Source organism: Pelagibius sp. 7325 (assembly GCF_037652055.1).
Taxonomy (GTDB): Bacteria; Pseudomonadota; Alphaproteobacteria; order Kiloniellales; family Kiloniellaceae; genus Pelagibius.
The window spans coordinates 772238-788272 of the sequence record NZ_JBBKAH010000002.1 but is presented as its reverse complement, the minus strand read 5'-3'; the positions used below and the strand labels follow the sequence as shown (position 1 = coordinate 788272).

General features: G+C 70.1%; 16 protein-coding genes. 4 read left to right on the top strand and 12 right to left on the bottom strand.

What is annotated here, in order from left to right:
- Position 1: 1 nt before the first annotated feature.
- The 4 genes from WDC82_RS05650 to htpX form a co-directional block, all read right to left on the bottom strand.
- A complete protein-coding gene (locus WDC82_RS05650) occupies positions 2-1795 on the bottom strand; it encodes a heparinase II/III family protein (RefSeq protein ID WP_340116280.1) in 1794 nt (597 codons plus the stop codon).
- Positions 1795-2460: a ribulose-phosphate 3-epimerase gene (gene rpe / locus WDC82_RS05645; protein WP_340116279.1), complete on the bottom strand. Its 666-nt coding sequence runs from the start codon at positions 2458-2460 to the stop codon at positions 1795-1797. The genes WDC82_RS05650 and rpe overlap by 1 nt, the downstream gene beginning before the upstream one ends.
- 124 nt (positions 2461-2584) lie before the next feature.
- The gene (locus WDC82_RS05640; RefSeq protein WP_340116278.1) at positions 2585-3928 is read right to left on the bottom strand and encodes a transcription antitermination factor NusB; all 1344 of its coding nucleotides are present in this window, start codon (positions 3926-3928) and stop codon (positions 2585-2587) included.
- Positions 3929-3996: 68 nt separating this feature from the next.
- Positions 3997-4866, bottom strand: a complete 870-nt coding sequence (htpX, locus tag WDC82_RS05635) for a zinc metalloprotease HtpX (protein ID WP_340116277.1) — start codon at positions 4864-4866, stop codon at positions 3997-3999.
- Between the two features lie 136 nt (positions 4867-5002).
- On the opposite strand from htpX, the gene WDC82_RS05630 reads away from it, so the two are divergent.
- Positions 5003-5206: a succinate dehydrogenase assembly factor 4 gene (locus WDC82_RS05630; protein WP_340116276.1), complete on the top strand. Its 204-nt coding sequence runs from the start codon at positions 5003-5005 to the stop codon at positions 5204-5206.
- Between the two features lie 24 nt (positions 5207-5230).
- On the opposite strand, the gene WDC82_RS05625 is transcribed toward WDC82_RS05630, so the two are convergent.
- Both WDC82_RS05625 and WDC82_RS05620 read right to left on the bottom strand, forming a co-directional pair.
- Positions 5231-6184: a DMT family transporter gene (locus WDC82_RS05625; protein WP_340116275.1), complete on the bottom strand. Its 954-nt coding sequence runs from the start codon at positions 6182-6184 to the stop codon at positions 5231-5233.
- 138 nt (positions 6185-6322) lie between these two features.
- Entirely contained in the window at positions 6323-6985 is a 663-nt protein-coding gene (locus WDC82_RS05620; protein ID WP_340116274.1) for a pyridoxamine 5'-phosphate oxidase family protein, read from the bottom strand.
- A gap of 159 nt (positions 6986-7144) precedes the next feature.
- Here WDC82_RS05620 and WDC82_RS05615 point away from each other — a divergent pair, with 159 nt between their 5' ends.
- Positions 7145-8734, top strand: a complete 1590-nt coding sequence (locus WDC82_RS05615; protein ID WP_340116273.1) for a PLP-dependent aminotransferase family protein — start codon at positions 7145-7147, stop codon at positions 8732-8734.
- A 74-nt stretch (positions 8735-8808) separates the two neighbouring features.
- On the opposite strand, the gene acs is transcribed toward WDC82_RS05615, so the two are convergent.
- From acs to tsaD, 6 genes are all read right to left on the bottom strand, one after another.
- Positions 8809-10752, bottom strand: coding sequence for an acetate--CoA ligase (gene acs / locus WDC82_RS05610; RefSeq protein ID WP_340116272.1), 1944 nt, complete (start codon positions 10750-10752; stop codon positions 8809-8811).
- A 120-nt stretch (positions 10753-10872) separates the two neighbouring features.
- A complete protein-coding gene (locus tag WDC82_RS05605; RefSeq protein ID WP_340116271.1) occupies positions 10873-11277 on the bottom strand; it encodes a Rieske (2Fe-2S) protein in 405 nt (134 codons plus the stop codon).
- Positions 11278-11285: 8 nt separating this feature from the next.
- Entirely contained in the window at positions 11286-11702 is a 417-nt protein-coding gene (locus WDC82_RS05600) for an EVE domain-containing protein (RefSeq protein WP_340116270.1), read from the bottom strand.
- Positions 11703-11716: 14 nt separating this feature from the next.
- Positions 11717-11995 carry a YciI family protein gene (locus WDC82_RS05595; RefSeq protein ID WP_340116269.1) on the bottom strand — a complete coding sequence of 93 codons (279 nt, stop codon included), beginning with the start codon at positions 11993-11995 and terminating at the stop codon, positions 11717-11719.
- Positions 11996-12075: 80 nt separating this feature from the next.
- On the bottom strand, positions 12076-13086 hold the full coding sequence (locus WDC82_RS05590; protein WP_340116268.1) for an NAD(P)H-dependent glycerol-3-phosphate dehydrogenase: 1011 nt from the start codon (positions 13084-13086) through the stop codon (positions 12076-12078).
- Entirely contained in the window at positions 13079-14137 is a 1059-nt protein-coding gene (gene tsaD, locus WDC82_RS05585; RefSeq protein WP_340116959.1) for a tRNA (adenosine(37)-N6)-threonylcarbamoyltransferase complex transferase subunit TsaD, read from the bottom strand. Before tsaD ends, WDC82_RS05590 begins: the two co-directional genes overlap by 8 nt.
- A 112-nt stretch (positions 14138-14249) precedes the next feature.
- On the opposite strand from tsaD, the gene hemC reads away from it, so the two are divergent.
- Together hemC and WDC82_RS05575 are read left to right on the top strand one after the other, a co-directional pair.
- Complete coding sequence (gene hemC / locus WDC82_RS05580) at positions 14250-15200, top strand: hydroxymethylbilane synthase (protein ID WP_340116267.1); 951 nt, start codon at positions 14250-14252, stop codon at positions 15198-15200.
- A 13-nt stretch (positions 15201-15213) separates the two neighbouring features.
- Complete coding sequence (locus tag WDC82_RS05575; RefSeq protein ID WP_340116266.1) at positions 15214-15939, top strand: uroporphyrinogen-III synthase; 726 nt, start codon at positions 15214-15216, stop codon at positions 15937-15939.
- Positions 15940-16035: the final 96 nt, after the last annotated feature.

Here is a 16035-nt window from a genome sequence, read left to right as displayed (position 1 = left end):
CTCAGCGCACGCCGTCCAGGCGCTGAAGCGCCCACTTCACCACCGTGTTTTCGCCGGTCGTCTCGCCGCTCAGCACGATCTGTTGGCTGCGCCGCAGCTGGCCGGGCTGGCCCAGGTAAACGCTGGGTTCCAGCGCCAGGTCGGCGCCGACGCTGCGCAGGCGCCAGCCGCCCCCCTTGGGCAGGCGCAGGACCACGGAGCGGCCGTCCTGTGCCTGCATGGCCTGCACCTCCGGGTGCAGATGGAAGCGCAGGGCGAAACCGACCGCGCGCGGGGCGGTCCCGGTAAAGCGGTCCTCGCCGCGCAGGTCGTCGCCGCTGGCGGAGAGATAGAGGCGGCGGTGATGGGTGAGGCCGAACAATGCCTGATAGCCGTCGTGGCTCGCTTCCAGCCAGATGTTGCCGTCGTCCTCGTCGCGCCGGCAGGTGACGGCGGCGCGACGCCGGCCGATGCCCCCCTCGGCCAGCAGTTCGGAGGAATTGGTGTCCGCCAGGATCGCGGTGGAATGCGCCGCCGTGCTGCGCTGCGCGGCGCCCCATTCGCCGCTGCCGGCATGGATCGCATTGGCTTGAGCGCCGCAGTTGCCGATCAGGCGCTCGCGCCCGACCGACATCTCGAAACTCAGGGTGCCCGCGTGCGCCAGGGCGTCGTAGCCCGGTGGCGGCGGCGCGCCGGCATCGATCAGCACCAGGCTGCGCCCCGCCTGCAGACGCTGAAAGCCGCTGGCCGGCGCGCTCTGCAGCAGGCCCTTGCCGCTGGCGGCGCGCTGCAGCACCAGGCCGATCTGCAGGTCCTCGCCCGCGTTGCCGCCGTTGAACAGCGCGAGGCCGCCGTCGCCGTGCTGCAGCAGGCGCAGCATCGCCGCCATGCCGTCGATGCGCAGGTTGAGATCGCTGGGTACCTCGCGGCCGGCGGCCAGCAGGGCGGCGCGCAGATCGATGCAGTCGCGCAAGACCGCCAGCAGCAGCAGCGGGCAACGCTCGCGCTGGCCGCCGTCGGACAGGATCTGCGCCTCCAGGGCCTGTGTCAGCAGGGCGAGGCCGCGCTGCAGCCAGGCCTCGCCGCCCGGCAGGCAGAGGCCGGCGATGCACAGGCCCTTGGCGGCGGCGACCAGAGCGGCGCCGCTGAGTCCGGCCGGCAGCACGCCGGCCAGATGGCGCGCCTGGCGCGCGGCGGCGGCGAGCAAACGCTGGCGGAACTCTACCTCGGCGCTGGCGGCAAAGAACTCGTACTGGCTGAACCATTGGGCAAGGCGGTTGCCGGTCACCACCGGATGCCAGGCGACCGGCGACCAGCCGGCGTTGGCCTCGATCCAGTCCGCGGTGAGCGCGCGCGCCTTGCGCCGGGAGGCATCGCCGCCGGCGGCGCGCAGATCGCGCAGCCAGCCGAAGCCGTGCATCGCTTCCAGCCAGGCGCGCTCGACCCCCACAGGGTTCCAGCGCGGTGCGGGGTGCGCCAGGCTGCGGCCGTGGAAGTGGAAGGTGTCGTCGAGAATGGCAGTGCCGCGCTGGGCGTTGCCGGGCCAGGGATCGGGCGGCACCAGCGCCGTGGTCGCCGGCGGGTTGCCCGGCCAGCGCCAGGGCGCCTCCGGCAGAGCGAAGAGCGGACGCTTCACCAGGTAAACGATTTTGCCCAGGGCGAGGTCGCGCGGCAGCGCGATGAAGGCGCGCCAGCGGTCGCGCGCGCGGGCAAGGGATCCCTGTCGGGCCCTCTTGCGTCGGGTGCCGCGCCCGTCGCCTGCGGCGGGGGCCATGCCAGCCTTCGCGTGGTTCTCCGCGGGGCTGCTTGTCGCCATCAGTCCTCGCCGCGCAGCTTGCGGATGTTGCCGGCGTAGGCCTGTGGCCCGCCCTTGAAGGTGGCGCTGCCGGCCACCAGCACGTCGGCCCCGGCGGCGATCGCCTGGGGCGCGGTTTCGGCGTTGATGCCGCCGTCGACCTCCAGGTCGATCTTGCGCCCGCTGGCGTCGATCTTGCGCCGCAGGGCGGCGATCTTGTCCAGGCTGGAGGCGATGAAGCTTTGGCCGCCGAAGCCGGGGTTCACACTCATGCAGAGGATCATGTCGACGTCGCCGATCAGCGGGTCGACCACGTCGGCGGAGGTGCCGGGGTTGAGCGATACCCCCGCCTTTTTACCCAGGCTCCTGATCAGCTGAAGGGTACGGTGGACGTGCGGGCCGGCCTCGGGGTGCACGGTGATGATGTCGGCGCCGGCCTTGGCGAAAGCCTCGATGTAGGGATCGATGGGCGAGATCATCAGGTGGACGTCAAACACCTTGTCGGTGTAGGGCCTTAGCGCCGCCACCATGTCCGGCCCCAGGGTAATGTTGGGGACGAAGTGCCCGTCCATCACGTCGACGTGGATATAGTCGGCGCCGGCCTCGGCGACCGCGCGCACTTCCTCGCCCATGCGGGCGAAATCGGCGGCCAGGATGGAGGGGGCGATCCGGACGGCTTGCTGCATGGGGCGCGGGTCCCGCTTGTCTCGAATAGGGGGCAGAGGCTCGTTCGCGTTGCTCTGGTAGGGCTCTAGGTATCAGCAAGATTCCGGCCCTGCAAGGGACTGCCCCTAAATGACAGCGCGGTCGTTATTTCCGGCGCAGGCGGCAGGCGTAGAAGCCGTCGAGCCCGCCCTGCTCCGCCAGATGACAAGGCAGGCTGCGCAGATCGCCCTCCGGCGTGATCATCCCGCCCATGTCAGCCAGGTCGCCACCACCGAGGTCTGCAGGGGTCAGCGGCAGGCGCTCGACGCGGTCGTCCGACGACAGCAGGGCGTGGATGCGCTGCGGCCCTTCCTCCGGCTGTAGCGAGCAGACCGCATAGACCAGCATGCCGCCCGGCTTCACCATGCCGACGGCATGGGCCAGCAGTCTGTCCTGGCTGGGGGTCAGCGTGGCGATCTGCGCCTTGTCCTTCAGCCAGGCGATGTCCGGGTGGCGGCGCAGGGTGCCGGTTGCCGAGCAGGGCGCGTCCAGCAGCACCGCGTCGGCCAGGGCCGGCGGCTGCCAGCTGGCGGCATCGGCGGCCACCGTGGCGGCGCCCAGCTGCAGGCGCTGCAGATTCTCGCCGAGACGGGCGAGACGCTCCCGGTTCTTCTCCACCGCGATCACCTCGGCGCCGGCGGCGGCGAGCTGCGCGGTCTTGCCGCCGGGCGCGGCGCAGAGGTCGATGACGGTCTTGCCTAAAACGTCGCCCAGGAGGCGCGCCGGCAGCGCGGCGGCAGCGTCCTGCACCCACCAGGCGCCCTCGGCGTAGCCGGGCAGGCGGGCGACGTCGCCCTGGCCGGCGGGCAGGCGCAGGCTCCCGTTCGGCAGAACCTCGGCGCCAAGCTTCTCCGCCCAGGCGGCCGGATCGCCTTTGCAGGAAAGGTCGAGCGGCGGCTCGCCCAGCTGCGCCGCGGCGATGGCGCGCGCGGTTTCCTCGCCGTAGACGGCGCACCATGAGTCCCACAGCCAGTCCGGTGTGTTGAGGCGGGCGGCGTCCTGCGCCGCGACGATCTCAGCGCCCTCGCGCGACAGGCGGCGCAGCACGGCGTTCAAGAGGCCGCGCTGGCCGGCGAGACGCGGCCCCGTGGCGAGGTCGAGCGCGGTGCTCACGGCCGCGTGCGGCGGCGTTTCGAGGAACAGCAGCTGCGCGGCGCCGAGGCGCAGGATGTGGCGCAGCATGATGTCCTTGGCGCGGATCGGACGGTCGAGGCAGGTGTCGAGGACGGCGTCGATCTGGCCGAGGCGGCGCAGCACCGTCACCAGCAGCAGCCTGGCAAAGGCGCGGTCGCGCGCCTCGAGCTTTGCGAGGTGAGGATTGCGCGCCAGCGCCTCGTCCAGAGGCCGGCCGTCATCGAGCACGGCGCGCAATAGGGCGAGCGCGGTTTTGCGGGCGTCGCCCTTCGCGGGAGTCTTGGCGGCGGGAGCCTGCTTGGACGGTTGTTTCATGCGGCTAGGCTGTAAGGCCTCCGCTCCCTAACCGCAAGGCCGAGGCGACCGAGGGTTCTTGCCGGATGTCAGCCCCAGGGGCGGGGCTGTGCCGCCTGGCCCATCTCTGCGGCCATCTGGCGCAGGCGGGCGACGCGGTTCTCGGTACGCGGGTGGGTGGTGAAGAGGTTGTCGATCTGCTGGCTGTGCAGCGGGTTGATGATGAACATGTGCGCCGTCGCCGGGTTGCCCTCGGCGGTACGGTTGTCGATGCCGCGCGCGCTGCGCTCGATCTTCTCCAGCGCCGAGGCGAGCCACAGCGGCTGGCCGCAGATCTCGGCGCCGCCACGGTCGGCGGCATACTCGCGGGTGCGCGAGATCGCCATCTGCACCAGGGCGGCGGCCAGCGGCGCCAGGATCATCACCAGGATGGCGCCGAAGATGCCTAGGGGGTTGTTCCGGTTGTCGCCGAAGAACAGGCCGAAGTTGGCCAGCATGGAGATCGCGCCGGCGATGGTCGCCGTGATCGTCATGGTCAGGGTGTCGCGGTTCTTCACGTGCGCCAGTTCGTGCGCCATGACGCCGGCGACCTCCTCGGCGGTCAGGCGCTTCAGCAGGCCGGTGGTGGCGGCGACCGCGGCGTTTTCCGGGTTGCGGCCGGTGGCGAAGGCGTTGGGCTGCTCGTTCTCGATGATGTAGACGCGCGGCATCGGCAGGCCGGCGTTGTCGGCCAGCTGCTCCACGATGCCGTAGAGGGCCGGGGCGCCGGCGCGGTCGACCTGGCGTGCGCGGTACATGCGCAGCACCATCTTGTCGGCGTTCCAGTAGGCGAAGGCATTCATGGCGACGGCGACGAGGAAGGCGACGACCATGCCGCCGGCGCCGCCCAGCAGATAGCCGACGGCCAGGAACAGGCCGGTCATGGCCGCCATCAGGATACCGGTACGCAAGCCGTTCATCATCGCGAGATCCGCCGAAAATCCCTGAAAACTGGGAAAAATACCGCTATCGCGGTTCCCATCAAGTAGGCCGTCGGCGGCATCGCTTCAAGACTTGGCGGGCCGCCGTGACGGTGCCATATAAAGGGTCATGACCATGAAGTTCATCAGCCGCAAGCCCAAGCCGCGTGCCGCTTCGGTGGCGCCCCTGAAGGAGGCGCCGACGTTGGCCGCCAAGCCTGCCGGCGATAAACCCGCCGATAAACCCGCCAGTAAACCCAGGGAACTCGGCGGCCCCAGCGGGCCGGAGCCGACGCGCTACGGCGATTGGGAACGCAAGGGCATCTGCGTCGATTTCTAGGTCGATTTCTGGATCGAACGCTGTCTAGGCGAGATCCTCGGGCGGCGGCTTTGCCACCGGGTTCTTCTTTTCGAGATTGACCAGGGCGACACCGACTACGGTGATCACCATGCCGGCCAGCGCCAGCGGGCCAAAGGTCTCGCCGAACACCGGCCAGGCGACCAGGGCGGTCACCGGCGGCACCAGGAAGAACAGGCTGGAGACCTTGGAGGCCTCGCCGCGGCGGATGAGCCAGTAGAGCAGGCTGACCGCGCCCAGAGACAGCAGCAGCACCAGCCAGGCGAGCGCGAAGATCAGCTCGCCGCTCCAGTCGACGTACTGCTCTTCGAACACCAGCGAACCAAGGCTGGCGGTCAGCGCCGCGGCGGCATACTGGATGACCGATCCGCTGCGCAGGTCCATCTTCCCGCAGAAGCGCTTCTGGTAGAGCGTCGCGCCGGAGATGGCACAGAGCGACACCAGGCAGAGCACCACCCCCTCCAGGGTGCCGAGGCCGCCGCCCAGCTTGCGCCACACCACCAGGGTCACGCCGCAGACGGCCAGGGTGAGGCCCAGCCACTGGCGCGGCGTCACCTTCTCGCCCAGCAGGAAGCCGGCCAGCGCGGCGACCAGTACCGGCTGGGTGCTGACGATGAGCGCGGAGAGCCCGGCCTCGACCCCCAGCGACATGGCGACATAGACGCCACCCAGGTAGAGGGTGTGCAGCAGGATGCCGGCGACACAGAAGTGCAGGATCTGCATCGGATCGCGCGGCCAGGGCGCGCGCGTCGCCAGCGCCAGCGCCAGCAGCAAGGCCGTCGCCAGGATGAAGCGCAGCGCCAGGAAGGTCAGCGGCTCGGCGTGCGGCACGCCCAGCTTGGCGCCGATGAAACCGGTCGACCACAGCAGCACGAACAGCGCGGCGGCGCCCAGGCCCCTGAGGTCGCGGGCGCCAGCCTTGGGTGCGGGGGCTTTGGTTGCGGGTGCGTCGCTGGTCATATCCGCTGATAGCCCGGCTTGCGTACCGCGGCAAACGCCCATCCCGCATGGGTGGGTCGCGCCTCTGAGCCGTGTGGGTGCCGGACCTCGTGCTTCGAGACGCTCGCTGTCGCTCGCTCCTCAGGGTGTGCGGCCGTTTCAGCCGAAGCGGATCAGCTTCAGGTTCTCCGGCACGGGGATGCCCGCTTTCAGGTCGGGGTTGTCGATCGGCGCGCCGAGCACCGTCGTGGTCGGCACCACGCCGGCCCAGACGTCGAGCGCCAGGTCTTCCGGCTCGTCGTTGGCGCCGCCGTCACGCACCTTGGCGGCGACCTCCTCCAGCTTCAGCGAGACCACGGTGGTTGCCTTCAGCTCCTGCGGGCTGGGCGGCTTCAGGTCCGGCCAGCGCCCGGGCACGATGCGCTCCATCATGTCTTCCAGGGCGGTCAGCTTGGCCTCCGGGTCGCTCACCAGCTCGGCGTTCCCGTAGGCCATGACGGTGCGGTAGTTCACCGAGGAGTGAAAGCCCGAGCGGGCCAGCACCAGCCCATCCATCAGCGCAACCGTGAATGAGACGCGCGGGCCGGTTCCCAGGTGGCGCAGCATCTTGCTGGCCGAGGAGCCGTGCCAGTAGACGCGGTCGTCCTTGCGCCAGTACATCGTCGGCGTCACGTAGGGCTGGCCGTCGATGACGTAGCCGACGTGGCAGATGAGGCCGGCATCCAGGATCGCGTGCACGGTCTCGCGGTCATAGTGGGCGCGCTGGTGCAGCCGCTTGATGCGGGTGCGCTCGGTCGGCGGAAAGTCAACGGTATCGCTCATGATCTCTCTCAGGTCATCCACCTTGGCGCTCTCCGGGGAGGGTGCCTGCCGGGCGGGTTTCTTAGGGGTTGGCTTGCAGGGCACGCTAGAGCGATAGTGGTTTCATCGAAAGGACCGCTTCTTGCCAAACCCAGGGACCACTTTGCGGAGCGCCCCGCCATGAGCGCGGGTTGGCCGGCGGCGCAACGGCGGGGGCCCAAACTTCCAAGCAGACGCCGCACGCCGCTGCTATCCCTGGCGCTCGACCGCGCCTCGCCGGTGCCGCTGCAGCAGCAGCTCTATGATCAGGTGCGCGAGGTCATCCTGGCCGGCGGCCTGGCGCCGGGTACCCGTCTGCCGTCCAGCCGCGCGCTGGCCGGCGAGCTCGCGTGCTCGCGCAATACCGTGGTCAGTGCCTTCGACCAGTTGCTGAGCGAAGGCTACCTGGAGGGCCATGCAGGCTCGGGCACCTTCGTCAGCCGGGTGCTGCCGGAGGACCTGCTGGGGCTCGCGCCGCCGGGCGCGGCGGCAAGACAGGTGCCGCGCGAAGCACCGCCCACAGATCCTCGCGCCCTGTTGTCGCCGCGCGGGCGGGCCCTCATCGGCCTGCGCCGTATCCACCTGGGCCCGCAGCGCGCCTTCCAGCCCGGCGTCCCCGAGACCGACGAGTTTCCCTTTGACGTCTGGGCGCGGCTGCACAGCCGTATCTGGCGCCATCCGTCGTCGGCGCTGCTGCGCATCGGCATGCCGGCGGGCCTGCAGGTGCTGCGCGAGGCCATCGCGCGCTACCTCGCCACCTTCCGCGGGCTGGCCTGCGACTGGCGCCAGGTCATCGTCACCGCCGGGGCGCAGCAGTCGCTCGACCTGATGATCCAGCTGCTGTTGGCGCCGGGCGACGAGGCCTGGGTCGAGGACCCCGGCTATCCCGGCCTGCGCGGTCCCTTGATCGCCGCCGGTGTCACGCCGGTGCCGGTGCCGCTGGACCGCGAGGGAATCCGCGTCGACGCCGGGCGCCATCGTGCGCCCGCGGCGCGGGCCGCCATCGTGACGCCCACCCACCACTATCCGCTGGGGGTGCCGATGTCGCTCTCGCGGCGCCTCGCTCTGCTGGAATGGGCGCAGGACAGCGGCGCCTGGATCCTGGAGGACGACTACGACAGCGAGTACCGCTACGCCGGGCGGCCGCTGGCCTCGCTGCTCGGCCTCGCTTCGGAACGCCGCAGTGGCGGCGACACGGTGAGGGTCATCTACATCGGCTCCTTCTCCAAGGTGCTGTTCCCCTCGATCCGCGTCGGCTACCTGGTGGTGCCGGAGAGTCTGGTCGAAGCGGTGAGCGATGCGCAGCACGCGCTGGGCGCGCAGCCGACGGCGGTGATCCAGCCGGTGCTCGCCGCCTTCATCGAGGAAGGCCACTTCGCCACCCACGTGCGACGCATGCGCCGGCTCTACGCCGCGCGCCAGGCGGCCCTGCGGGCGGCGGCGGAACGCCACCTCTGCGATTTCCTGGAAGTGCCGCCCGACGACGCCGGACTGCACCTCGTCGCCTGGCTGAAACCGCCGCTGGCGGAACGCCTGGGCGACAAGGGCGCGGCCCAGCTTGCCGCCGAGGCCGGCGTGGCCGTCACGCCGCTCAGCGACTACTACGCCGGCCCGCCCGCCAAAGATGAAGCGCGCCTCCAAGGCCTGTTGCTCGGCTACGCCGCGGTGCCGGAAGACGAGATCGAGCGCGCCGCGCGGCGTCTCGCGGCGGCGTTCAGGAACGCGCTTTAGGTTTTTCCCCCTGAAAGGAAAAAGGCCGGCCCCTTTCGGGACCGACCCTTCCTAAAGCAGAGCGTCTTTGAGGATCAGCCCCGGTTCATGCGGTTGTTGATCAGGTCGTCGACCACACCGGGGTCGGCGAGCGTGGAGGTGTCGCCGAGGTTCGAATAGTCGTTCTCCGCGATCTTGCGCAGGATGCGGCGCATGATCTTGCCGGAGCGCGTCTTCGGCAGGCCGGGCGCCCACTGGATGAGGTCGGGCGAGGCGATCGGGCCGATCTCCTTGCGTACCCACTGCACCAGCTCCTTGCGCAGCGCGTCGGTCGGCTCCTCGCCGGCCTTCAGCGTCACGTAGGCGTAGATGCCCTGGCCCTTGATGTTGTGCGGGTAGCCGACCACGGCGGACTCGGCGACCTTCTCGTGCGCCACCAGCGCGCTCTCCACCTCGGCGGTGCCCATGCGGTGGCCGGAGACGTTGATGACGTCGTCGACGCGCCCGGTGATCCAGTAGTAGCCGTCGGCGTCGCGCCGGCAGCCGTCGCCGGTGAAGTACTTGCCGGGATAGGTCGAGAAGTAGGTCTGCACGAAACGTTCGTGGTCGCCGTAGACCGTGCGCATCTGACCGGGCCAGGAATCGGCGATGCAGAGGTTGCCTTCGGCGGCACCTTCCAGGTGCTTGCCCTCGGCGTCGACGATGACGGGGCGCACGCCAAAGAACGGCCGCGTCGCCGAGCCCGGCTTCAGCGGCGTGGCGCCGGGCAGCGGTGTGATCAGGATGCCGCCGGTCTCGGTCTGCCACCAGGTGTCGACGATGGGGCAGCGCCCGTCGCCGACGACGTTGTGGTACCACAGCCAGGCTTCCGGGTTGATCGGCTCGCCGACGCTGCCGAGCAGGCGCAGCGACGTGCGCTTCGTCTTCTTCACCGGGTCTTCGCCCTCGCGCATGAGAGCGCGGATGGCGGTCGGCGCGGTGTAGAAGATGGTCACCTTGTGCTTGTCGCAGACCTGCCAGAAGCGCGAGGCGTCGGGATAGTTCGGCACGCCCTCGAACATCAGCGTGGTGGCGCCGTTGGCGAGCGGGCCGTAGACGATGTAGCTGTGGCCGGTCACCCAGCCGACGTCGGCGGTGCACCAGTAGACATCGCCGTCGTGGTAGTCGAAGACGTACTGGTGCGTCATCGAGGCGAAGACCATGTAGCCGCCGGTGGTGTGCAGCACGCCCTTTGGCTTACCGGTCGAGCCGGAGGTGTAGAGGATGAACAGCGGAGTCTCGGCGTCCACCGGCTCGGCCGGGCAGTCGTCGGAGACCGCGGCGCAGGCTTCGTGGTACCAGATGTCGCGGCCGTCCTCCCAGCCGATGCTGCCGCCGGTGCGGCGCACGACGAAGACCGTCTTCACGCCGGGGCAGGACTTCAGCGCCGCGTCGCAGTTCGCTTTCAGCGGCACCTTGCGGCCGCCGCGCAGGCCCTCGTCGGCGGTGATGACGCAGTTGGACTCGCAGTCCTGGATGCGGCCCGCCAGCGCGTCCGGCGAGAAGCCGCCGAACACCACCGAATGAACGGCGCCGATGCGCGCGCAGGCCAGCATGGCGTAGGCCGCTTCCGGGATCATCGGCATGTAGATGGTGACGCGGTCGCCCTTCTGGACGCCGCGCGCCTTCATCGCGTTGGCCAGACGGCAGACGTTCTCATAGAGCTCGCCGTAGCTGATGTGCTTGTGCTCGGAGGGGCTGTCGCCCTCCCAGATGATCGCGGTGTCGTCCTTCTTGGCCGGCAGGTGGCGGTCGATGCAGCTGTAGCTGGCATTGGTGGTGCCGTCGGCGAACCACTTGATGCTCACCTCGCCGGGGCCGAAGCTGACATCCTTCACCTGGCTGTAGGGCTTGAACCAGTGGATGCGCTTGCCGTGCTCGCCCCAGAAGGCTTCCGGATCGGCGATCGACTGCTCGTAGAGCTTGAAATAACCCGCCTCGTCGCACCAGGCGTTCTCCGCCACATCGGCGGGCACGGGGAATACTGAATTTTCCGACATGGAACTACCGGCCTCCCTGCTCGGTGATAGGACTGGACGGCCTGCTGCCCTACTGCCGTCTTCTAGACTTGCCGCGATTATTTCTGCTCACACCGCTGAAAACAAGGGATTAGCGGGGTCTCAGCGGCTGGGACCGCCGCCGGGACCTGGCGGTGGCGGCCGCAGGCCCTGGAAGCGCAGCAGGCCGTCGGGGTCGCGGCTGATCTCGGCAGCCTGCAGACTGTAACCGGCGCAGGGGCCCCAGAGGCAAAATCCGTCTTCGATGCGGAACTCGGCACCGTGGGTGGCGCACAGCAGGTTGCCGCTGTCGGCGCTGACGAAACGGCCCTCGCCGGAGAAGCCGCCCCAGTCCAGCGGGGTGCCCTGGTGCGGGCAGCTGTTGCGGTAGGCGTGGGCCGCCGCGCCCTGGCGCACGACGAAGATCAGCAGCTGGTCGGCGCCCGAACCGAGAACGAAGCCGCGCCCCTCGCCGTCCTCGATCTCCGCGAGGCGGCACAAGGGCTTACCGGCGAAGGGATGAGGCATGATTTGCGTTACTTTGTGGGCGTCTGGCCCATCTTGCAGATCAGCGCCCATTCGTCCTTGCCGACCGGCAGCACGGAGAGGCGCGACTGGCGCACCAGGGCGAGGTTCTTGAGGCGCGGCTCGGCCTTGATCTCAGCCAGGGTGACGGGCCGCACGAAGGGCTTCACCGCCTTCACGTCGACCATGCCGAAGCGGCCGCTCGCATCGCTCGGGTCGGGGCGGTACAGCTTCACCACCTCGACGATGCCGACGATCTGCTTCTCGTTCACCGAGTGATAGAAGAAGCAGAGGTCGCCCAGCGCCATCGCCTTCATGTTGTTGGCGGCCTGGTAGTTGCGCACGCCATCCCACCCGGTGACCTTCGCCTTTACTTGGTCGTCCCACGACCAGGTGCCCGGCTCCGACTTGACCAGCCAATACGCCATGATCTGCGGCTCCCCTACGGCAGGACCTTCTTGTACGGCTTGATGGCGACGCTCTCGAAGAGCCCCGCCTTGGCATAGGGGTCGCCGGCGGCGAAGCCCTCGGCGCCGGCCCGGTCGGCCGCGTCGATCACCAGCATGCTGCCAACCACGCTTTCGCCGTCGTCGCCCAGCAGGGGGCCGGCGATGACGATGCTGTCCAGCTTGCTCTTCAGGTAGTCCAGGTGGTCGGGGCGGTTGGCGGCCCGCACGTCGCTGTGACCGGGCTTGTCGAGGCAATAGAGGACGAACAACATCGGCGGAACTCCCTGGAAGGCAACAGGCTGATTGAATTGACTCCGGCCCGGAAGGGCCGGGGCGGCACCCAAGGGGCGCACTATGCCGAAAAGCCCTCGGCCTTGAAAGGCCGGCCCAGCAGGCCGGCGATGGTTTGCTCCAAATCGGCGCCGCGGTTCACCACCGCGTCGACGGCCGCGCAGATCGGCATCTCGACCCTCAGGCCCGCGGCCATCTCCAGCGTCGCGGCGGCGGAGAAGCGGCCCTCGACCACGCCGCGGCTGGTAGCCAGCGCCGCCGCGACGCCGTCGCCGCGGCCCAGCGCGACGCCGAAGCTGTAGTTGCGCGACTGCGTCGCCGTGCAGGTGAGGGTGAGGTCGCCGAGGCCTGCGAGGCCCATCAGGGTCTCCGCCTTGCCGCCGCGCGCCAGCACCAGGCGAGACATCTCGACCAGGCCCCGCGTGATGAGGGCGGCGCGCGCGTTGTCGCCCAGCTGCCGCCCGGCGACGATGCCGCAGGCGATGGCCAGCACGTTCTTCACCGCGCCGGCGATCTCGGCGCCCAGCGGGTCGTCGGAGAGGTAGGGGCGGAAGCTGCGGCTGCCGAGGGTGACGACCAGGCGCGCGGCGAGGTCGCGGTCGTGGCTCGCAAGGGCGACGGCGGTGGGCAGTCCGCGGGCCACCTCGGCGGCGAAGGTGGGGCCTGACAGCACGGCCAGGGGTCGGCCGGGCAGCGCCTCGGCGGCCACCTCCGTCATGAGCTTATGTGTGCGCGCCTCGATGCCCTTGGCGCAGAGCACCACCGGCACGTCGGCGCCCAGCACGTCGTCCAGTTCCTCGGCCACGGCGCGCAGCGCCTGCGCCGGTACGACCAGCAGGCAGAGCCGCGCGGCGGCGAGACCGGCGAGCCTGTCGGTCGCGACGATCGCCTCGTCCAGGGGGATGCCCGGCAGGTAGCCTGGGTTCTCGTGGCGCGCGTTGATCGCGGCGACCAGCTTTGCGTCGCGGCCCCACAGCAACACCCGATGATCGGTCCGGCAGCAGACGCTGGCCAGCGCGCTGCCCCAGGCGCCGGCACCCACCACGGCGATGGTCAGCGGCGCGTCAGCCACGGCCGGCTTTCCCTTCAGGGGCGAGACTCTCGAGCGGCCAGCGCGGGCGCGCCGCGAAGTCCAGCGGATCGGTGAGGCCCAGGCCGAGGCGCTCGACGCCGGCCCAGGCGATCATCGCCGCGTTGTCGGTGCACAGCTGGGGTGGCGGCGCCGCCAGGCGGCTGCCGGCGGCCTCGGCGACGGTGTCGAGGCGGGCACGCAGGAAGCGGTTGGCGGCGACACCGCCGGCCACGACCAACGGCCCGGCCGTGCCGTACTCGCTCTTGAAGAGGTCGAGCGCCTTGGCGCAGCGGTCGGCCAGGACGTCGCCGACGGCGGCCTGGAAAGACGCGGCGAGATCGGCACGCTTGCGGTCGTCGCCCGCGCCCTCCAGCACCCCCGCCTTCCCGGCGGCCTGGCGCACTGCGGTCTTGAGGCCGGAGAAGGAGAAGTCGAGGCCGGGGCGTCCCTGCATCGGGCGCGGCAGGGCGAAGGCCGCTGGGTTGCCGGAGGCGGCCGCCTGCTCCACCGCCGGGCCGCCGGGATAACCGAGGCCCAGCAGCTTGGCGGTCTTGTCGAAAGCCTCGCCCACCGCGTCGTCGATGGTGCCGCCCAGGCGCCGGTAATGCCCGACGCCCTCGACGGCGAGGATCTGGCAGTGCCCGCCGGAGACCAGCAGCAGCAGATAGGGGAAGTCGAGCTTGTCGCTGAGCCGCGCGGAGAGAGCGTGCCCTTCCAGGTGGTTCACCGCCAGGAAGGGCTTGTCCCACGCCAGCGCGATGGCCTTGGCGGTCATCACGCCGACGAAGACGCCGCCGATCAGGCCGGGGCCCGCGGTGGCGGCGATGCCGTCCAACTCGGCGAAGCCGAGGCCCGCCTCGCGCATGGCCTCCTCGACCAGGCGGTCGATGTGGTCGAGGTGGCTGCGCGCGGCGATCTCCGGCACCACGCCGCCGTAGGGGCGGTGCTCGTCCAGTTGCGACAGCACGAGGTTGGCACGTATTTCGCCGGCGCCGGTCACCACCGCCGCGGCGGTCTCGTCGCAGGAGGTCTCGATGCCCAGAACGGTCAAGGTATCGGAGGGTTTCGTCATGGCGCCGGACCATACGATGCCGTCGCCACAATGGCCATGCTCTCCGCACAGCGGTTTCATTCCGCCGGCGCATGATCTAATTCTTAGCGCCATGAACACGACACCGCTTCTGCGCCTCGGCACTCGGGGCTCGCCGCTGGCCCTCGCGCAGGCCGAGGAGACCCGCCGCCGCCTCGCCGCGGCCCATCCCGAACTGTCCGGCGAGGGCGCCGTCGCCATCGTCGTCATCAAGACCACCGGGGACAGGATTCAGGACCGCGCCCTCTCGGAGATCGGCGGCAAGGGCCTCTTCACCAAAGAGATCGAAGAGGCCCTCATCGCCGGCGAGATCGACGCGGCCGTGCATTCGATGAAGGACGTGCCGACCTGGCTGCCGGACGGCCTCACCATCGATCATCTGCTGCCGCGCGAAGACCCGCGCGACGCCTTCTTCTCGCCGCACGGGCCGCGCCTCGCCGATCTGCCGCAGGGCGCGGTTGTCGGCACCGCCTCGCTGCGCCGCCAGGCCCAGGTGATGGCCCGCCGTCCCGATCTGAAGGTGGTGAATTTCCGCGGCAACGTGGCGACCCGCCTGCGCAAGCTGGCCGAGGGCGAGGTCGACGCGACGCTGCTTGCCGTCGCCGGCCTGAAGCGGCTCGGCGAGGCGGACAAGATCACCGCCGCGCTGGAACCGGAGGAGATGCTGCCGGCGGTCGGTCAGGGTGCCGTCGGCCTGGAGATCCGTGCCGGCGACGTGAAGACGCGTGGGTGGCTCGACGCCATCGCCTGCGGTGAGACCATGACCCGCGTCGGCGCCGAGCGCGCCTTACTGGCCGAGTTGGACGGCTCCTGCAAGACGCCGATCGCCGGCCTCGCCGAGTTGAAAGACGGCGGCGCGGGCCTGCGTCTGCGCGGCCTCGTCGCCCTGCCGGACGGCAGTGTCGCCCACGCCGCCGAAAAAAGTGGTGCCGCTGCCGAGGGTGCCGCACTCGGCAAGGCGCTCGGCGAGGAGTTGAAGGCCCTGGGCGGCGCCGCCTTCTTCGCCGCTATCACCGGCCACTGAGGGGCGCCGCGGGATGCGCGTCCTCGTCACGCGTCCGCGCGAGGATGCTCCCGGCCTGGTGGCGGACCTGGAGGCGCGCGGCCATGCCGTGATGCTGGAGCCGCTGCTGACGATCCGGCCGCGCGATCCGGCCGTCTGGCCGGACGGGCATGAAAATGCGCAGGCTCTGCTGGTCACCAGCGCCAACGGCGCGCGAGCCTTCGCGCGGCTTGACGCGCGGCGCGATCTACCGGTCTACGCGGTCGGTGATGCCAGCGCGGCCGCGGCCCGCGCCCTTGGCTTTGCAGAAGTGCACTCGGCGGCAGGGAACGTCGACGACCTAGCCGCGTTGGTGAAACGGCGGCTCGATCCGGCACGGGGCCCCTTGCTGCATCCTGCGGCGGGCAAGCTGGCCGGGGATCTGCAGGGCACGCTCAGGGCCGCCGGCTTCACGGTTTTGCGCGCGGTGCTCTACGACGCCGTCCCTGTAACGGCGCTGTCAAAAGATTGCATCCGTGGCCTAAACGGTGGGTTGATCGACGCGGCCACTTTTTTCTCGCCCCGTACGGCCGCCGGCTTTGTTAACTTGGTCGAGGCAGCGGGGTTAGGCGACACCTGCCGCCGCGTCGTGGCGGTTTGCCTCAGTCCGGCTGTCGCCGAAGCGCTGTGTGACGTGAGTTGGCGCCGTACCGTCGTGGCCGAGCGTCCCGACCAGGCAGCGTTACTGGCGCAACTGGAAGCTATGGATACAGAGGCATAGGGGCGATTTAGCGGCTGCAACGTACGCCTGAGGGGCGTACAAAGGAACGTACGAATGCTGGCGGGCGAACACGGGGTGGGGCAACCGCCGCGGCAG